Source organism: Vreelandella xerophytica (genome assembly GCF_968048975.1).
The window spans coordinates 1275179-1293093 of the sequence record NZ_OZ309106.1; the positions used below are offsets into that span (position 1 = coordinate 1275179).

General features: G+C 59.8%; 16 protein-coding genes and 1 pseudogene. 8 read left to right on the plus strand and 9 right to left on the minus strand.

The features are described 5' to 3' along the window. The first annotated feature begins 4 nt into the window (after positions 1 to 4). The 5 genes and pseudogenes from sufC to ACWF8S_RS06100 all read left to right on the plus strand — a co-directional run. On the plus strand, positions 5 to 754 hold the full coding sequence (gene sufC, locus ACWF8S_RS06080) for a Fe-S cluster assembly ATPase SufC (RefSeq protein ID WP_447528351.1): 750 nt from the start codon (positions 5 to 7) through the stop codon (positions 752 to 754). After that, entirely contained in the window at positions 751 to 2091 is a 1341-nt protein-coding gene (gene sufD, locus ACWF8S_RS06085; protein WP_447555943.1) for a Fe-S cluster assembly protein SufD, read from the plus strand. Before sufC ends, sufD begins: the two co-directional genes overlap by 4 nt. Positions 2092 to 2105: 14 nt before the next feature. Further along, positions 2106 to 3368, plus strand: coding sequence for a SufS family cysteine desulfurase (locus ACWF8S_RS06090; protein ID WP_447555944.1), 1263 nt, complete (start codon positions 2106 to 2108; stop codon positions 3366 to 3368). Between the two features lie 5 nt (positions 3369 to 3373). Next, a complete protein-coding gene (sufT, locus tag ACWF8S_RS06095; protein ID WP_447555945.1) occupies positions 3374 to 3943 on the plus strand; it encodes a putative Fe-S cluster assembly protein SufT in 570 nt (189 codons plus the stop codon). Positions 3944 to 3960: 17 nt separating this feature from the next. Next, positions 3961 to 4623, plus strand: a pseudogene (locus tag ACWF8S_RS06100) (SanA/YdcF family protein); the annotation flags it as partial. 368 nt (positions 4624 to 4991) lie between these two features. Here the strand turns inward: ACWF8S_RS06100 and ACWF8S_RS06105 are convergent. The 4 genes from ACWF8S_RS06105 to ACWF8S_RS06120 all read right to left on the minus strand — a co-directional run bounded on the left by ACWF8S_RS06105 (position 4992) and on the right by ACWF8S_RS06120 (position 8051). After that, entirely contained in the window at positions 4992 to 5438 is a 447-nt protein-coding gene (locus tag ACWF8S_RS06105; RefSeq protein ID WP_447555946.1) for a hypothetical protein, read from the minus strand. Between the two features lie 101 nt (positions 5439 to 5539). After that, entirely contained in the window at positions 5540 to 6448 is a 909-nt protein-coding gene (gene rimK / locus ACWF8S_RS06110; RefSeq protein WP_447555947.1) for a 30S ribosomal protein S6--L-glutamate ligase, read from the minus strand. Between the two features lie 34 nt (positions 6449 to 6482). After that, positions 6483 to 6923: an ATP-dependent zinc protease family protein gene (locus ACWF8S_RS06115; protein WP_447555948.1), complete on the minus strand. Its 441-nt coding sequence runs from the start codon at positions 6921 to 6923 to the stop codon at positions 6483 to 6485. Between the two features lie 93 nt (positions 6924 to 7016). Continuing rightward, entirely contained in the window at positions 7017 to 8051 is a 1035-nt protein-coding gene (locus ACWF8S_RS06120) for a DUF3549 family protein (protein ID WP_447555949.1), read from the minus strand. Positions 8052 to 8319: 268 nt separating this feature from the next. Here ACWF8S_RS06120 and ACWF8S_RS06125 point away from each other — a divergent pair, with 268 nt between their 5' ends. Then, on the plus strand, positions 8320 to 8652 hold the full coding sequence (locus ACWF8S_RS06125) for a YqcC family protein (protein ID WP_447555950.1): 333 nt from the start codon (positions 8320 to 8322) through the stop codon (positions 8650 to 8652). A 163-nt stretch (positions 8653 to 8815) separates the two neighbouring features. Here ACWF8S_RS06125 and ACWF8S_RS06130 read toward each other — a convergent pair whose 3' ends face one another. From ACWF8S_RS06130 to ACWF8S_RS06150, 5 genes are all read right to left on the minus strand, one after another. Then, positions 8816 to 9454, minus strand: a complete 639-nt coding sequence (locus ACWF8S_RS06130; RefSeq protein ID WP_447555952.1) for an OmpW/AlkL family protein — start codon at positions 9452 to 9454, stop codon at positions 8816 to 8818. Positions 9455 to 9602: 148 nt separating this feature from the next. Then, positions 9603 to 11093: a sodium/proline symporter PutP gene (putP, locus tag ACWF8S_RS06135; RefSeq protein WP_447555953.1), complete on the minus strand. Its 1491-nt coding sequence runs from the start codon at positions 11091 to 11093 to the stop codon at positions 9603 to 9605. Between the two features lie 144 nt (positions 11094 to 11237). Further along, positions 11238 to 14429: a bifunctional proline dehydrogenase/L-glutamate gamma-semialdehyde dehydrogenase PutA gene (putA, locus tag ACWF8S_RS06140; RefSeq protein WP_447555954.1), complete on the minus strand. Its 3192-nt coding sequence runs from the start codon at positions 14427 to 14429 to the stop codon at positions 11238 to 11240. Positions 14430 to 14654: 225 nt separating this feature from the next. Next, positions 14655 to 15470: a helix-turn-helix domain-containing protein gene (locus ACWF8S_RS06145; RefSeq protein ID WP_447555955.1), complete on the minus strand. Its 816-nt coding sequence runs from the start codon at positions 15468 to 15470 to the stop codon at positions 14655 to 14657. Between the two features lie 38 nt (positions 15471 to 15508). Then, positions 15509 to 15868, minus strand: a complete 360-nt coding sequence (locus ACWF8S_RS06150; RefSeq protein ID WP_447555956.1) for a hypothetical protein — start codon at positions 15866 to 15868, stop codon at positions 15509 to 15511. A gap of 498 nt (positions 15869 to 16366) precedes the next feature. On the opposite strand from ACWF8S_RS06150, the gene ACWF8S_RS06155 reads away from it, so the two are divergent. Then, a complete protein-coding gene (locus ACWF8S_RS06155) occupies positions 16367 to 16972 on the plus strand; it encodes a YqaE/Pmp3 family membrane protein (protein WP_447555957.1) in 606 nt (201 codons plus the stop codon). Between the two features lie 66 nt (positions 16973 to 17038). Beyond that, the gene (locus tag ACWF8S_RS06160; RefSeq protein ID WP_447555958.1) at positions 17039 to 17908 is read left to right on the plus strand and encodes a carboxylate/amino acid/amine transporter; all 870 of its coding nucleotides are present in this window, start codon (positions 17039 to 17041) and stop codon (positions 17906 to 17908) included. Positions 17909 to 17915 lie beyond the last annotated feature (7 nt).

Consider the following 17915-nt stretch of genomic DNA (forward strand, 5'->3'; position numbering starts at 1 on the left):
GATTATGTTGGAAGTTAACGATCTACACGTCACTGTGGAAGGCAACGAAATTCTCAAGGGCCTGACGCTGACCATCAATGCAGGTGAAGTGCACGCCATCATGGGCCCTAACGGTGCCGGCAAGTCGACGCTGTCCGCCGTGATTGCCGGCAAGGACGGCTACGAAGTCACCCAGGGCAGCATCACGTTCGAAGGCAAGGACGTGCTGGAAATGGAGATCGAGGAGCGCGCCCAGGCGGGGCTGCTGCTGGGTTTCCAGTACCCGGTGGAAATTCCGGGGGTCAAGAATATCTACCTGCTGAAATCCGCCCTCAACGCCCAGCGCGCCGCTCGCGGTGAAGGTGAGATGCCCGCCCCCGAGTTCATGAAGCTGATCAAGGAAAAGCTTGGTTTCATGAAAATGGACGCCAGCTTTCTGCAGCGTGCGGTCAACGAAGGTTTCTCCGGCGGTGAGAAAAAGCGCAACGAGATTCTCCAGATGCTCGTGCTGCAGCCCAAGCTTGCCATGCTCGACGAAATCGACTCCGGGCTAGATATCGACGCCATGAAGGTCGTCGCCGATGGCGTGAACAGCCTGCGCGCCCAGGAGCGTGCCATCTTGCTGGTCACCCACTATCAGCGTCTTCTGGACTATATCGTGCCGGACAAGGTGCACGTGCTGGTCGATGGCCGTATCGTGAAAACCGGCGACGCCGAGCTTGCCAAGGCGCTCGAGGCAAACGGGTACGAAGGTATCGAGGAGTCTGTGGCATGAGCGACACCCAAACGTTTTTGGATACATTGAAAACGCGTAGCGTCAACTACAGCGGCGAGCCGAGCTGGGTGGCCGCACGCCGCCAGGCGGGCGCCGCGCGCTTCGAGGCGGTAGGCTTTCCCACCCGTCGCGATGAAGAGTGGAAATACACCGATGTACGCGCCATCGCTCAGGGCAACTTCGCCCTGGCCGATAACGCCGAGTTCTCGAAGGCTCAGGCGGCCACGCTGACGCTGCCTATCGAAGCGCACCGGCTTTGTTTTGTCGATGGAGTCTTCTCCACCGCACTGTCCGACGTCGACGCGTTGCCACAAGGCGTACAGGTGCTCACCCTCTCCAAGGCCCTTGAAGAGAATCACGAAGCGGTGGGCGGCCCTCTGGGCCGCTTGACCAGCGTCGACTTCTCGGCGTTTGCGGCGCTCAATACCGCCTTCATGGAAGAGGGCGCGGTGGTTCGCATCGCCCCGAACACCGTGGTCGAAAAGCCGATCGTGCTCCAGTTTCTCTCCCGCGAGGGCGAGGCGGTCATGAGCCACCCGCGCATTCTGGTAGAGGCGGGCGGGCGCAGTGAGGCAACCGTCATCGAACACTACGCGGGCGAGGCGAACGCCACCAACTTCACTAACGTCGTGGCCGAGTTGATGCTCGACCGAGGTGCCATCCTGACCCACTACAAGCTTCAGGAAGCGCCGCTGGGCGATTTTCACGTCGCAAGTGTTCACGTCGAGCAGAATCGCGACAGCCGCTATACCTCCTACAACCTGAATCTGGGTGGGGCGCTGGCGCGCAACGACATCATTTCTGATCTCAACGGCCAGGGTGCCGAGACCAATCTGTACGGGCTGTTCTTTGGTCAGGGCCGCCAGCACGTGGATAACCACACCAAGGTGAATCACAACTCACCCTTGACGTTTTCCAACGAGAACTACAAGGGCATTCTGGATGATCGCGCCCACGGCGTGTTCAATGGCCGCGTATACGTCAAACGCGACAGCCAGAAGATCGAGGGGTTTCAGAGCAACCAGAACCTGCTGTTGTCGGATCGCGCTCATATCGACGCCAAGCCCGAGCTTGAAATCTACGCCGATGACGTCAAATGCTCCCACGGCACCACGACCGGCCAGCTTGACGAAGAAGCGATCTACGCTCTGCGTACGCGAGGCATCGACGAAGCGGCTGCGCGCGGGCTTTTAACGTTGGCTTTTGCCGGCGAAGTGCTGGAGAAGGTAACGCTGGACGCCGTCGCTGAACGGGTAGAGCTTGCGGTTGCTGGTAAATTGCCCGAGCGTTTCAACCTGGCGGGTCTGGTCGAAACCGCGGCCGCGCTTAACGAGTAATCAAGGAGCCAGCTATGTCCGACACCGCGATTGAGACGCGCTCGGTACCCGAGGCGTTATTCGATGTTATGGCGCTGCGCGAACAGTTTCCCGTACTGCGCCGGGAGGTACATGGCAAGCCGCTGGTGTATCTGGACAATGCCGCGACGAGCCAGACGCCTCAGCAGGTGATCGACGTGTTCAGCGATTACTACGCGCGCTATAACGCCAATATTCATCGTGGCCTGCATACACTGGCCGATGAAGCGACGGCGGCCTTTGAAGGCACCCGAGCCCGGGTAAAGGCGTTTTTGAACGCAGACGATACGCGTGAAATCATCTTTACCCGGGGCACCACCGAGGCGATCAACCTGGTGGCGCAAACCTGGGGGCGCAAGACGTTGACGGCTGGCGACGAAGTGCTGATCTCGATGCTGGAGCACCACTCCAATATCGTTCCCTGGCAGTTGCTGGCTGCCGAGCGCGGTTTTACTCTCAAGGTCATCCCGGTGGATGAGCATGGTGCGCTGGACATGGCGGCCTATCGGGCGCTCTTGAGCGAGCGCACCCGGCTGGTCGCGGTGAATCACGTCTCCAATGCTCTGGGCACCATCAACCCGGTAAAGGAAATGGCCCGGCTTGCCCACCAGCACGATGCGCTGATTCTGGTGGACGGCGCCCAGGCCGCGCCACACCAGACCATCGATGTGCAGGATCTGGACGCGGACTTCTACGCCTTCTCCGGTCATAAGGTGTACGGGCCCACCGGCGCAGGCGCTTTGTACGGCAAGAAGGCGCTGCTTGATGCCATGCCCCCATGGCAAGGCGGCGGCGAAATGATCAAGACCGTCTCGTTTGACGCCGGCACCGTGTTCGCCGACACGCCCCACAAGTTCGAGGCAGGTACCCCGGCCATCGCCGAGGTTATTGCCATGGGGCGAGCACTTGAGTGGGTGGAAGGCGTCGGGGTAAGCGCCATCGGTCAGTGGGAAGCCACGCTTTTGGATCGCGCCACCCAGGGCGTCAGCGATATCGACGGGCTCAGGATCATCGGTACCGCGCCACACAAGGCCGGGGTGCTTTCGTTTGTGGTCGACGGGGCGCATTCTCAGGATATCGGACTTTTGATCGACCAGCTCGGGGTGGCCATTCGTACCGGGCACCACTGTGCGCAGCCGCTTTTACACCATTTTGGCGTAGAGGCGACGTGCCGGGCATCGTTTGCCGCGTATAATACGCTGGACGAGGTCGATACGTTTGTCGCAGCACTCAAACGCGTCATTGGCATGGTGAGATAACGATTATGGATATCGAGCAAGTGGCCAGTCTCACTCGCGGTCAGCAGCTACCGCTTCAGCGCGACGTGGAGGCGATCGCCATTCCCTTTGGCAGTACGCAAACGCTCGCCGAGGATAGCGTGGTCAGCGTCATGCAGGCCAAGGGAAGCACTGTGAGCGTGGGTTTCGAGGGGCGTCTCTACCTCATCGAGGGGCGTCACCTGGACGCGTTGGGTCTTGAATCCCTGCCCGCGCCTACGCTGCCCGAGACGGCAAGTGAAGAAGAGATCGAGACGTTTGTCTGGGAGCAGCTTCGCACCTGCTTCGACCCGGAAATTCCGGTCAATATCGTCGATCTTGGCCTGGTCTACGGGTGTCGGATCGAACGGCTGATCAGCGGCGAGCGCATGGTGACCATTCGCATGACCCTGACCGCCCCAGGGTGCGGCATGGGGGATGTAATTGCCACCGATGCTCGCAACAAGATCCTTGGCGCCCCGCAGATCAGCAAGGTACATACGGAAATCGTCTTCAGCCCACCCTGGAGCCGGGAAATGATGAGTGATGAAGCCAAGCTTGAGCTCGGCATGTTCTAACCCGGCCGAGGAGCTGGATGTCTAGCGTTTCAATGCGAGCAATCAAGTCGGTTCTGATGTCGCTGGTCGCCTTTGTGCTACTGGCGGCATTCGTGTTCTTGGCCGGTAATGCCTGGGTACTGGCCAGCACTGCTCGCTATATCGACAGCCGCCTCGAGCAGTGCCGGGCAAGCGACGTCGCGGTCGTCTTCGGTACGTCGCACTGGACCCGCAGCGGCCTGCGAAACCCTCACTTCAATGCACGCATGCGCACCTCCGCAGGGCTGATCGACAGTTTCCGGGTGAATCATCTGCTGCTTTCCGGGGATAACCGTACCCAGGCCTACAACGAACCCCGGGCCATGTGGCGCGATCTGCACCGCCGGGGCGTGCCCTCCACCCAGATGACGCTGGACTTTGCCGGCTTCAGTACCTACGACACGCTGGTGCGCGCCCGGGATGTCTTTCAGCTAAATGAGGCGCTGCTCGTTACTCAGAGCTGGCATCTGCCTCGGGCGATCTACATTGGCCGCTCGCTGGGAATGGACGTTGCCGGCTGCGTGGCGGAGCAGCACCGGGCAGCGGGGGAGTGGCGTCTGCGCCTGCGCGAATGGGTAGCCCGGGTAGCCACCCTGGGAGATCTTTACGTCTGGGGGCGCGAACCCTACTTTCTAGGGCCGGTCGAGCCGATCGAGCTTTTTCCCGAAGAGTCGGCGCCCCAGACGCCCACGCCGCTTCGTTACTATGTGCCTATTGATGACGTATCCGCAGATGACGTATCCATTGATGAAGTGGCCGATGAGGAGATAGGGGTTGAAAACTCAGGGGTTGAAAACGCAGGTGTTGAGGACTCAGGTGGTGAGCACGCAGGTGTTGCTGAGTCAGGTGGTGAAAAAGTAGGTGTCGAAGAGCTGACGGTCGATGAAACGCCCACGAAAGGGGCAGCTACCGAGCAGGAGGCGCAAGTCGGGCCCTCGTTCAGCCCTGAACGTACTGAAAGAGAGGCTGAAAAAGAGGCAGGCGCACACGTGTCGCTGAAAGAGGCGAACGACCGATAAAGGGCGGGCTATCAGCGTTTAACGCGCTGCTTTTGCAGATTGTAGAGTTCGCGAATCAGCTGGCGGCACGCTTTCATGCACTCATCGATGACCGGTTCGATGGGCTCGGGCAGCGGGTGAGTGAAAAGCGTCGAAAGTGCCTGCATCAGTACGCGTTCCTGTTCCAGAAGCTCGTTGATGAGTACCTGGCTGTCATTGCCCACAAAACTCTTCAATCGGCTCCAGAGCCACAGGAAGTCATCGCGCTCGATGTCGGCATCGCGGGGGAGCATCTTCAGATGGGTACGGGCAAGCGCCTGGAGTGCACGCATCTGCTTGAGCCGCTCGGTATAGTAGGGCTTCAACACATCGCGCAGCGTGGGGCGCAGGCGTTCAAGATTGTCCTGAAAATAGTCGATACTGTCGGCCAGCGCTTCAAGAACGCTGTCCATCGCCACTTGGCGATTATCAAGAAACATGAGCGTCTACCTCCTTCGGTGACGCAAATTGTGGCGGGGGTGGCAAAGTTTTGCCACCCCTGAAAGGATTATTTTTAACCTTTTGCCTTAGCCTTTAGCCTTTAGCCTTTAGGCTTGGGGGGGGCTTTACGCACCGGGGTCGCATTTTTCTCGATGTGCTCGACGATCATGCCGGCAATATCCATGCCGGTGGCGGTTTCGATACCTTGCAAACCCGGCGAGGAGTTGACCTCCATGATGACCGGACCATGGTTGGCGCGAAGCAGATCCACCCCCGCCACGCGCAATCCCATTGCCTTGGCGGCGCGGATCGCCGTCGAGCGCTCTTCCGGGGTAATGCGTATCACGCTGGCGGTACCGCCTCGGTGGAGGTTCGAGCGGAACTCGCCTTCGGCGGCCTGACGTTTCATGGTAGCCACCACCTTGTCGCCGATCACGAAGCAGCGTATATCCGCGCCACGGGCCTCCTTGATGTACTCCTGCACCATGATGTTGGCTTTCATGCCCATGAAGGCCTGTATCACCGATTCAGCGGCCTGGTTGGTTTCAGCAAGAACCACACCGATGCCCTGGGTGCCCTCCAGAAGCTTGATCACCAATGGCGCGCCTTTGACCATGGTGATCAAGTCGGGAATATCGTCCGGTGAATGGGCGAACCCGGTGATCGGCAGCCCCAGCCCCTTGCGCGAAAGCAGCTGCAGCGAGCGAAGCTTGTCCCGCGAGCGGGTAATGGCTACCGAGTCGTTCACGACATAAGTACCCATCATCTCGAACTGGCGCAGGACGGCGCAGCCGTAGAAGGTGACCGATGCGCCGATACGCGGTATGACTGCATCGAACGGCTCGATCTCGGCACCCTTGTAATGGATGGAGGGGTGGTGAGCGGCAATGCTCATATAGCAGCGCAGCGTATCGACCACCCGCGCGGTATGACCACGCGCTTCAGCCGCCTCGACTAGCCGACGAGTCGAGTAGAGGTTGCGATTACGAGAAAGCAGAGCAATGTGCATTCAGGACTCCGGGCTAAGAGGGCTTGTTATCAAGTTAGGGTTCGCCGTGCAAAAAAGCCGCACCGGGAGCGACGAGCAGACGTCGCATGGCGCGGCGTCCCAGCAGCATGGGGTGGCGCATATTGCTTCGGTCGGTCAGGGTCAGTTCAACGGGAAAATGAAGATCGCCCAGCTGCAGCGGTGTGCGAATCACGTAACGCCATTCGCTATGACCGTTGGAACTGGTGACACGTCGCCGGTCGTGCAGGTGGACCGTATAGCGGTGTCCCGGGGTGTCCGGTCCGCCGCTATGGGTGATGAAGCTGATCCAGAGCTGGCCGCTCGAGTCCTCTTCGGTGGTGATTTCTTCTGCATGCAGCGCCGAGGTGCGTGCGCCGGTATCGGCCTTGCAGCAAAGGTGAAGTCCAAGTTCAGGGAGCGTCACCATTTCACGACGCCCGATTACGGCTTTCGCCTGGTAGGGTAGTTCCTTCACGGTTGCTCCTTACATGCAAAAGATTAGCCACTGCCAAGCCTGACTCGTGCGCCAGAGTCTCGGGTTTATGAGAAAACCAGTTATCCAGTAACGTTAGTGGCGCAAGGTGATATTTGCCAGCCGGGCTTGAACCGCGCCGCCTTCGGGTGCGTCGCGCAGCATCGTCAAGACCAGCAGTCTGAGCCTGGGAATCAGGGCGATATCGCGCACCACGGCGGTAAAGTTGGTATGCGGCTGCTCGGCCAGGCGTTCGAGGTAAAGCGGCAGCCGTTCGGCGTTCTCCAATTGCGTCCAGCCCCGCCCGGCAATGGCGGCCAGAAGATCCGGCCCGCACGCCGCGGGATCTTCAAGCAGGCTTTGGTACCACGCGCCGACCGCCTGGCTGGGGCTGCTACCCACGCCGCGCACGCAGGCGCACAGGGTTTCGACATCGCCCGCACCTGCCGAGCGTTCACCTTGTTCGATCAGCGCCTGAACAAGCGACTCGCTCAGTACGCAGTGTTCAAGACAAAGGCATAGCGCACGAATCACCTCCTCCTCCAGACGCTGCTGGCTGATCATTCGGGCCAGCCGATCCTGGGCGGGAGCGTCGCTACGTACAGTGTAATCGGCAATGCCCTGCAAGCCTAACGCTTGCCAATCAAATGTTTGCTGACCGCTCAAATAGGCTTCTACCGGCTCGTAATGCTGGCTGGCAGCGCGCCCATGATCCGCCGTGGCCCGGGCGTTGAGCATCGCTTGAAAGTGAAGGTTTGGCGTAAAGGCCAGGGGATTGTCCTTCATGAAGTGATCCCCTTTGGCATCACTCTGGCCCAGGCTATTCACGTTACGCCCCAGGGTTTCCAGAAGGCGGTTCAAAAAACCGTCGCGCGAGGCGGGGGAGAGCATACCCTGCTCATCAAGGGGCAGGGCCAGAAACCAGATGGCAGGCTCGTTCATGTCACCCAGGCGAAACACGGCGGCAATGCGTGCCTGGCCTTGCCAGGGCTCGGGCCAGGGGGCTTCGCTGCGCTCGAAGGAGGATAATGTCTCTCGGGCGCAGGGCGCCACGCGTCGGCCCATATGATAAAACGACACCTCGGCGCCGCTTCGCTTGAAGAACTCATCGAGAGTGGTCAATGCTTGCATGTCTTCCTTCCCTATCGCGAGGGTGCACTCTACCTTGACCGGCGGACAGTGTCAGCCTGAGTTTAGCGGTCAAAAATTGAACAACTTGGCCCAGCCCCCATGCCTGTTAGCTCTACGTCATCTTTCCATAGTTTATCCACAGTCTCTTGCAGGTTTTCTGTGAATCTGTGAGTAACTGACGCACGTTATGCACAACGTCCCGGGTAATGGCAACTTGCTCACAGAAAGGCGATAATGATATGTCCATGTACCGATTCCCCAGGAGCCTATGAGCGTTCACCAATCGCTTCGCCAAGCGCTAGTCGAGCTGGAAGCCGCGATGAAAGCGGCAGATCTATGGCGTATGCCCGCCCCTGATCCCCAGGCTTTTGAAAGCCGCGAGCCTTTTTGTGTCGATACCATGTCACTGCTTCAGTGGGTGCGCTACGTGTTTGTTGCAAGGCTGAACGCGCTGGTCGACGCCCAGGCGCCCATGCCCGCCAAGTGCGAGGTCGCCCCGGCGGTCGCCGTCTATCTGCAGCAGGAGAAGGTGCGCGCCAACCATCAGCTTCTGGTGGTAAAGGCCGTCGAGCGCGTTGATACGCTGGTCACCGAAGGCTGAAAGCCCTGTCGTTCTTATCCAGGACGTGCGAGGCAAGCGTGCCAGTCGAGATGTGCAAGGTAAGAGGTCCAAGGTAAAACGCACGTGGTAAAACGGACTATGCAAAACGGCCCGGCGCTGCAAGAGCGCCGGGCCGTTTTTCCGTGAATAACCGTCATGACGATTAGAAACGGTAGCTAAGTCCTGCCATGACCACGACCGGGTCGATCTCGACGCTGCCGGCGGCACTGCCTGCCACGGTGGCATCGCTGTCGATATCCAGGTACCAGGCGGCGGCGTTGAGGGCCCAGTGCTCATCCACCAGAAGATCCACCCCCAACTGGCCGGCAGCGCCCCAGGTGTTATCCAGGTGCAGGCCCACCCCTTCAATGTCCACCTGCTCGCTCGAGAAGCGCGTGTAATTGATACCTGCCCCCACATAAGGCTGTACGCGCGAGAGTGTACCGCCCAGCGGATAGTACTGGAGCGTCAATGTGGGCGGCAGATGTTTGGTAGAAGCGATATTGGCACCGTCAAGACGGATATCGTGCTCGAAGGGCAGAGCGGCCAAAAGCTCAACGCCCACCTTGTCGTGAAAGCGGTACCCCAGGGTGAACGCGAAATCAGTCTTGTCCTGAACGCTGACATCAAGATCTCCCAATGCGGTATCCAGCACGCCGTTATCGCTTTTCGGCGATACTTTGGCGACCCCGACGCGGGTGTAGAAGTCCCCGGCTCCGTAGGCGAAGACCTGGCCGCTGGCGACAATCGCGGCTGCGGCTAGTCCGGCGGTCACGAGGGTGGTGAGCTTGGTGTGGCCCATGGCGATACTCCTTTTCAATCAATGTGCGGGTCGGGTTGTAATCGTCAGGACAGGGTATCGCCGTGAGCCAGGGAGGTTATTGACCCAGCGCAATAGGACATCAAAAAGGCCACCCGAAGGTGGCCTTTGAAAAGTACCGAGCCAGCGCTTAGCGCTCGATATGTCGATACTCGCCAGCATCGGCGGTGATGCGGCTGACCACGACGATGGCCAGCAGCGAGGCGATGAAGCCGGGAATGATTTCGTAGACGCCAGGCCCGCCCATGAATTCGCTGTTCCAGCCAAGCGCAATCCAGACGATGACCGTTAGCGCGCCGACCACCATGCCGGCAATGGCGCCGGCACCGTTGGTGCGCGACCACATCAGCGACAGAAGAATCACCGAGCCGAACGCTGCACCAAACCCCGCCCAGGCGTTGCTCACAAGCCCCAGCACCTGCGAGTTGGGGTCGGAGGCGATGATCGCCGCCACGATACCCACCAGGGCAACGCTGATACGTCCCACGGTGACCGTCTGCTTTTCCGAAGCCTGCTTGTTCAAAAACAGCCGGTAGAAATCTTCGGTCAGCGATGACGAGGCCACCAGCAGCTGGCTGGAGATGGTACTCATCACCGCCGCCAGCAGCGCGGCATATAAAAAGCCGGTGATCAGCGGGTGGAAGAGAAGCTCCGAGAGAATGATGAAGATCGTCTCGGGGTTTTCGACTTCCAGCCCGTTACGGATGGCGTAGGCGCGACCGAAGATACCCAGCGACACCGCGCCGATCAGCGATATCGCCATCCAGCTCATGCCGATGTTACGGGCGATGGGTACGTCCTTGAGGCGGCGAATGGCCATGAAGCGTACGATGATGTGCGGCTGGCCAAAGTAGCCAAGCCCCCAGGTCACCGCCGAGAGCCAGCCGATAAAGGTCAGCCCCTCGGTCCAGGAAAGAAGCGTGGGGTCCACCTCGTTCAGGGTTTGCGAGGCCTGGGTGAAGCCACCTCCGCCCTCGCCGAACAGCACCACCGCCGGCATGATGATCAGCGCCAGCATCATGATGCAGCCCTGAACGAAGTCGGTGATACTCACGGCCAGAAAACCGCCTACCACGGTGTAGATCAGTACCACGCCGAGGGTAATGATGATGCCGGTGCCGTAGTCGCTGAACCCGCCGATATTGATGACACCTGCAAAGGCGCTTTCAAAAAGACGCCCGCCCGCTACCAGCCCCGACGCGGTATACACCGCAAAGAAGATGACGATGACGATCGCCGAGACCGTTCGAAGCGACATGGCCCGGGTAGGGAAGCGGTTGGCCAGAAACGCCGGGATGGTGATGGCGTTGCCGTAATGAACCGTCTGTTCCCGCAGCCGGGGCGCGACCAGCAGCCAGTTGAAAAACGCCCCCACGAACAGGCCGATACCGATCCAGGCCGACCCCAGACCCGAGACAAACATCGCCCCGGGCAGACCCAGCAGCAGCCAGCCGCTCATGTCCGATGCGCCGGCAGAGAGTGCCGCCACTTTCGGGCTCAGGCTTCGCCCGCCCAGCACGTAATCCTCCGAGGTAGAGGTCGAGGTGCGCATGGCATAGACTCCTATGCCGATCATGAGCGCAAAGTAAGCGAAAAGGCTGATCCAGACGCCAGTTTCCATTGAATTTCCCCTGTTGATCCGGTCGGAAGTTCCGACGCCACTTATTGTTGTTGATGCGACGTTACATGTATTTCAACCCCCGAAAGGGGGGTGAGCATCAAGATTGCTGCACTACAAGGTTACTGCACTACTTTGATGATGAAATCATTCGTCGCCCAGCGCCAGCAGCGAGGCGTTGCCACCAAGCGCTGCGGTGTTGTTGGTGACGGTCTTTTCCGTGACAAAGCGCTGCAGGTAATGGGGGCCGCCCGCCTTGGGGCCGGTGCCGGAAAGCCCCTGCCCGCCAAAGGGCTGCACACCCACGACGGCACCAATGATATTACGATTGATGTATACATTGCCTGCCCGAATTTTCTTCGCTATGTCAGCGGCGAAGGATTCGTTACGGCTATGCACGCCAAAGGTCAGCCCGTAGCCCCGGGCATTGATGGTATCGAGGACCTGATCGATATCTCGCGCCTTGTAGCGCACGATGTGCAGTATCGGCCCGAACTGCTCGCGGGTGAGTGAATCGATACTGTCGATGGTGAAGGCGACCGGCGCCACGAAGGTGCCGTTCTGGGTATGCTCGGCGGCCATGGGGGTCTCGGCGATCAGGCGGTTTTCGTCTTTCAGGGTCTGAATGTGGGCAAGTAGTCCCTTGCGGGCGTCTTCATCGATGACCGGGCCCACGTCAGTACCCAGGTCTCGTGGGTCGCCGATGCGAAGCTCATTCATGGCGCCCTTGAGAATCTCGATGACCCGGTCGGCCACGTCTTCTTGCAGGTAAAGTACCCTGAGCGCCGAGCAGCGCTGGCCCGCACTTTGAAACGCCGATTGAATCACGTCCACCACCACCTGCTCGGGCAGCGCGGTGGAGTCCACGATCATCGCGTTCATGCCCCCGGTTTCAGCGATCAAGGTGGGCAGTGGCGCGTTCTCGCGGGCGGCAAGCGAGCGGTTGATGACATGCGCGGTATCGGTGCCGCCGGTGAAGACCACGCCGGTAATACGCGGATCGCTGCTCAACACGCTGCCCACGGTGGGGCCGTCGCCGGGCAGAAGCTGTACCACGTCGCGCGGCATGCCGGCTTCATGGAGAAGCTCGATGACCCGGTGGGCGATGATCGAGGTCTGCTCGGCGGGTTTGGCGAGTACGGTATTGCCGGCGACGGCGGCGGCCACGATCTGGCCACAGAAGATCGCGACCGGAAAGTTCCAGGGGCTGATGGCGGCAAATACACCCTTGCCGCCCATGGTCAGACGGTTGGATTCACCCGTGGGGCCGGGCAGTTCGATGACTTCACCGAAGGACTCCTCGGCGCGCATGGCGTAATAGCGGCAGAAATCCACCGCCTCCTTGATCTCGTCCACGCCATCGGTGAGCAGTTTGCCACCCTCGCGGGAGCAAAGCGTCATCAGCTCCGGCATGTGCTCTTCGAGCAGGTCGGCCAGGCGGCGCAGAATCGCTGCGCGTTCGGCCACCGGCGTGTCGTCCCAGCGGGGGAAGGCCGCCCAGGCGGCATTCAGCGCCTGAGTCGCCTGCTCCTGGCTGGTCCACTGCACCGATCCGACGCTCTGGCCATGATCAAACGGCGAGCTGACCCGGTGAGTGTTCGCCGCATCGTCCTTGACATCGAAAGCCAGCAGCGGCTTGACCGCATACTGCTTATCCATGAACGCCGACATTTTCTCCATCAACGGATTGAAGTGGCTGCGAATGTTCAGGTTCACCCCACGGGCGTTGCGTCGCTTGGGCCCATAGATATCCTTGGGCAGCGGAATGCGCGTATTGGCCAGGGTGTTGTACTGCTTGAGCGTCTCGATGGGATGCTGGCAAAGCCACTCCACGGGTACGTCCGGGTCGACCAACTGGTGGACGAAGGAGGAGTTGGCACCATTTTCCAGCAGACGGCGCACCAGGTAGGGAAGCAGATCCTTGTGCGCGCCCACCGGTGCATAGATACGGCAATAGGTGCCTTTCGGGGCACGCTTCAAGGCGGCATCGTAAAGTGCCTCGCCCATGCCGTGCAGCCGCTGGAATTCGAACGCACGGTTGTCGTGCTGGGCAAGCTCGACAATGGCGGTGACGGTGTGGGCGTTATGGGTTGCGAACTGCGGGAAGATGCGCCCGCGCGTATCGTCGGAGAGCAAGAACTGCGCGCAGGCAAGATACGCGACATCGGTGCACGCCTTGCGGGTGTAAACCGGATAGCCGTCCACGCCGAGCTGCTGGGATTCCTTGATCTCGCTGTCCCAGTAGGCACCTTTCACCAGGCGAAGGGGGATCTCGTCACCCTGGAGATCCGCCAGACGGTTGATGTAGTGAAGCACCGGCAGCGCGCGCTTGGAGTAGGCCTGAATCACCAGGCCAAAGTGGCCCCAGCCCTTGACGGCGCTGCTTTCGAAAACGGCGCGGAACACCTCGAGCGAAAGCTCCAGACGATCGACTTCTTCTGCATCGACGGTCAGCGCTACGTCCAGCTCGCGGGCGCGGGTGACCAGCTTGATGACGGTGTCGACCAGCTCGGCCAGTACCTGCTCGCGACGGCCGAACTCGTAGCGTGGGTGCAGGGCGGACAGCTTGATCGATACCGATGGCTTGGGCGTCTTGTCGCTCAGACGCTGGGAGGTCTTGCCGACCTGCTCGATGGCGCGGGCGTAGTCGTCGAAGTAGCGTCTGGCGTCATCGCGGGTCCGCGCCGCCTCGCCCAGCATGTCGTAGGAGTAGGTGTAGCCCTGGTTGAACAGCGGCTTCGAGCGCTTCAACGCTTCATTGATATCGCGTCCCAGCACGAACTGCTTGCCCATGATCTTCATTGCCTCGACCATGGCGCGGCGAATCACCGGCTCGCCCAGACGGTTGACCATGCGGTTGATGAAGTGGGCGGGCTGGCCCTCCCGGGGGTGATCAAGCTTGAGTACCCGGCCGGTCATCAAAAGCCCCCAGGTCGAGGCGTTGACCATCCATGATTCGCTCTTGCCCACATGGGACTGCCAGTCGGCAGGACCCAGCTTGTCCTCGATCAACGCATCGGCGGTCACCTTGTCGGGAATGCGCAGCATCGCCTCGGCCAGACACATCAGCATCAACCCTTCGTGGGTATCCAGGCTGTACTGCTGTAGAAGCTCGTCGATGGTATCGACCGCGGTATCCATCTTGCGCACATCGCGCACAAGCTCTGCCGTGTTGACTCCGATGCGCTCGAAGTCCTCGCGACCGGCATCCAGTACTTTGATCAGTTCAGCGACGTAGCTGTCTTCATCGACGATATAATGATCGCTGACGGTCGCCAGCAGTGAATCAAGGTCGGTTTGCCAGATGGCAGGATCACGCATTTTCTTGGCGTTGAGCATTGTGGCCCCCGTAATCTGAAAGAACGAAAGATGGCAGGGCGGTATGCCCGATAACGCATGAATGTAGAGTGCCTGGCCTGCGGGTGTATGTCGGTTTCGTGGCAAAACGTGTCAATTTCCCGGTAAGCGTAACGCTTCGTCACTCTTTGCTGTTCAAGTATTGATCACAAAAACGTCGACACCTTGGCCATTTGAACATTGATCACCCGCCTGGATAGTCAAAGTTCATCGGGCGCCCAGGACGCCTTTTTGCCCGGTATCGAGCCCCCGCGCACCTTCGCTTTGCTGTCTGAAGGCGCGAGGGGATCGACCATAGCTTCGCCGAAACGCATGAGAGAGTGCACTTTGATTGGCAAACCCCGTCTGAATGGCGATGTCGGTCAACGGAAGCTGGCTTTGGACAATCAGTTCCCGCGCCGCACTCAACCGTTTGCGCCGCACATACTGCCAGGGCGAAAGTCCTGTCTGGGCGCGAAAACGCTCGGAGAAATGCGCCTCACTGAGACAGGCGATCCTGGCCAGGTCCGCCACGCGAAGTTCATCGGCCAGATGAAGGGCAATAAAACGATCGATCGGGGCCAGATCGAGCTGACGCTTGTTGCTGGCAAGCGGGGTGGAAAGCCGGGCTTTCAAGGCGCCCAGAAGGGTGGCAGCCAGGCGGTCGGACTGATAAGCGGCTGTACCGGTACTGAATCCCTGAAGAAGTTCGCTTTCGACAAAGGCCAGGTAGTGGCGCAGCGAACCGTCGAGTGCGAAAAAGCGCGGCACGTCGAAAAGCGCGATCAGCTCACGATGCTCGCCGGTCAGCGCCGGGGCGTCTTCGGGCAGATCGAAGATGAGCTGGCGGTTGTAACCTTGGCCGGAGTAATAGTGCTCGTGGTTGGCCGGCACGATACATCCGGAAAACGCGTTGACCCGTCCACCCAATCCCTCGATTTCAAACTCGGAGGAGCCGCAAAGGGTGATCACGATTTGGTGAAAGTCGTGGGCGTGATGCTGGACCGCGCTTTCCAGGGGGATCTGGCGAATGGTGCTGAGCATGGGCAGCTCCTTTTCTCAAGGTGCTTCAGGCAAGCGCCTTACTGCCGACGAAGAGCGGTGTGGGCGGCCAGATGATCGCGCAACGCCTTCAGCTCTTCCTGGCCGACGGGGTTTAAAAGCGGCTTGCCCTGGGCAATTTGCCAGCGCCGCCCGTACTGTTCCATCAAATGCGACGCCCGTCGGCGCACGCTGTCCAGATACTCGTCATGACGAATAGGGTAGCCGATCATGGCGTTCCACTCCGTCTCGCTGACCTTGCTGTCAAGCGCCTTGTCAAAAAGCGCCAGCAGGTCCTTGGGCTCGGTGCGATAGCGCGGGGTGCCAGCCATCATCAGAATGACCAGTACCGAGCCGATCACCAATAGACAAACGCCAAGCACGAGTAGATAAAGCGCCATAGTGTGCTCCTAACCGCCTCTTTTCGATCTGTCATCTGCCTGGCCTGAGGCAAAAACGGCGAAAACTTTGTGAGTTTGAGAACTTTTTTTCAATTCACTGTCAGATAGTGTACAGGCAACACGCGATAGCAGTCGCTATGACAGTAGTCGCTAGAAGTGTTGTACTGGCTTCTTTTTCGATCCCTTGCTTCCGCTGCCATCTGGCAGCGGTTTTTTTTGTCTGTCTATACTACTGCTATTTCGAGCGCCTTGCATTCAGGGCCATGTTTTCAAAGCGCGGTGGCTGGGCTTGGCAGGCAAGGCAGAAAAGGGCTATCCAGAAGATGAGTAGATGTAGATAGAAGAGCAGCAGACAGAAGAGGGCAAGACCGCAATGTTTGCCTCTTTAAGTTTGACTCTTTGCAGAGTGCCCACATGGTAAAGGGGGTTGATGGATCATCAAGGCGCCAAGCGCTCAGGGTAAACCCAAGCGTCGAGGGCCAAGCAGAGGAGCCGTTTATGGATGCCCGCGAGTACATGAGCCGTAATGGCGTCGGGATCGACCGAGATCCCGACCGGCCCAATACCCTTGAGGAGAAAGCCTGGGCTCGAGCCCGAGGCGCTGGCGGCGAACGGCCGAAATCCGGCACGCCCTACGACTGGGAAGACTGGGAGCGTTATCACTCTGATCTGGCCGAAGACGCTGAAACGCTGGAGCAGAAGATCGACAAGGAGGCTCACCGCAAGGCGGTGGAGCGAGAGCGCCGAGAGGCCCTCGTTCAGAAAGAGCCGGCCGTGCACGACGCGCCAAGGGCTACCCCTGGGCAAGAGCCCGTCGGGCACTTCGATCCCGCATCTGCCTCGACTACCCAAGGCCTTCCCGAAGCTGCGTTGACGCCAGGACAGAACGCCAAGGCAGTGCCCACCGAGATTGAGGCGGCCGAACCGGCCGGGCTCAAGGCCGCCTACGTGGCATTGGCCGTGTTGTTGCCCCCACTTGGCGTCGGGCTGACCGGGGCAGGGGGGAAGCGCGTAGCGCTTGCGCTACTGCTCACGCTTCTGGGTTGGCTGCCTGGCGTCGTCTACGCACTCAACTGGGTATTAAGCCGTAAACCCTCGTCTTAGTTTTTGTTTACCGTGGTGGGGCTTGTGGTGTACTTTTGTCAACCTTGAAATATAATGAGGTTGACAATGGGCTATCTGGTAGGCGTTACCGCGCTTTGGGCGTTTTCGTTTTCGTTGATCGGCGTTTATCTATCCGGGCAGGTGGATAACTACTTTGCCGTACTGGTGCGGGTGTCGCTGGCGCTGCTGGTGTTTCTGCCGTTCTTGCGTCCCGGTCTTCTCAAAGGGCGCGACCGAGTCGTCTTGATGGCCCTGGGGGCGTTGCAGCTTGGGGTGATGTACACCTTCCTGTATCACTCCTTCTTACTGCTCTCGGTGCCTGAAGTGCTGCTGTTCACCATCTTCACGCCTGTCTATATAGCACTGCTGGATGATCTTCTCTTCAAGCGCTTTACACCGATCTACCTAGTCACGGCGGTACTGGCGGTGGTCGGTGCGGGCGTCATTCGCTACGACGGTGTGGATAGCGGCTTCTGGCTGGGGTTTCTGGTCGTGCAGGGGGCGAATCTCTGTTTCGCGATTGGCCAGGTGGGCTATCGCCGGCTCGTCGCCAGGCACTCCCGGGCGCTTCCCTTGCACAACGTGTTCGGCTGGTTCTTCGTCGGGGCACTCATTGTGGCCTTGCCGGTCTTTCTGCTCCTTGGCAATACCCAGGCGCTGCCCAGCACGCCGGTACAGTGGGGGGTGCTGGCCTGGCTTGGCCTGGTGGCCTCCGGCATCGGCTATTTCGCCTGGAACCAGGGGGCCACCCAGGTGGATGCGGGGACGCTTGCGGTAATGAACAATTTACTGGTGCCTGCGGGGCTTGTGGTCAACGTCGTGATCTGGAACCGGGATGTGGATCTTGGCCGGCTGGCGCTTGGTGCGCTGATCATGCTGGGGTCGCTCTGGCTGAATCACTGGTGGCTCAAGCGCCGTCAAGTATCCCTGGCCTGACCGGGTA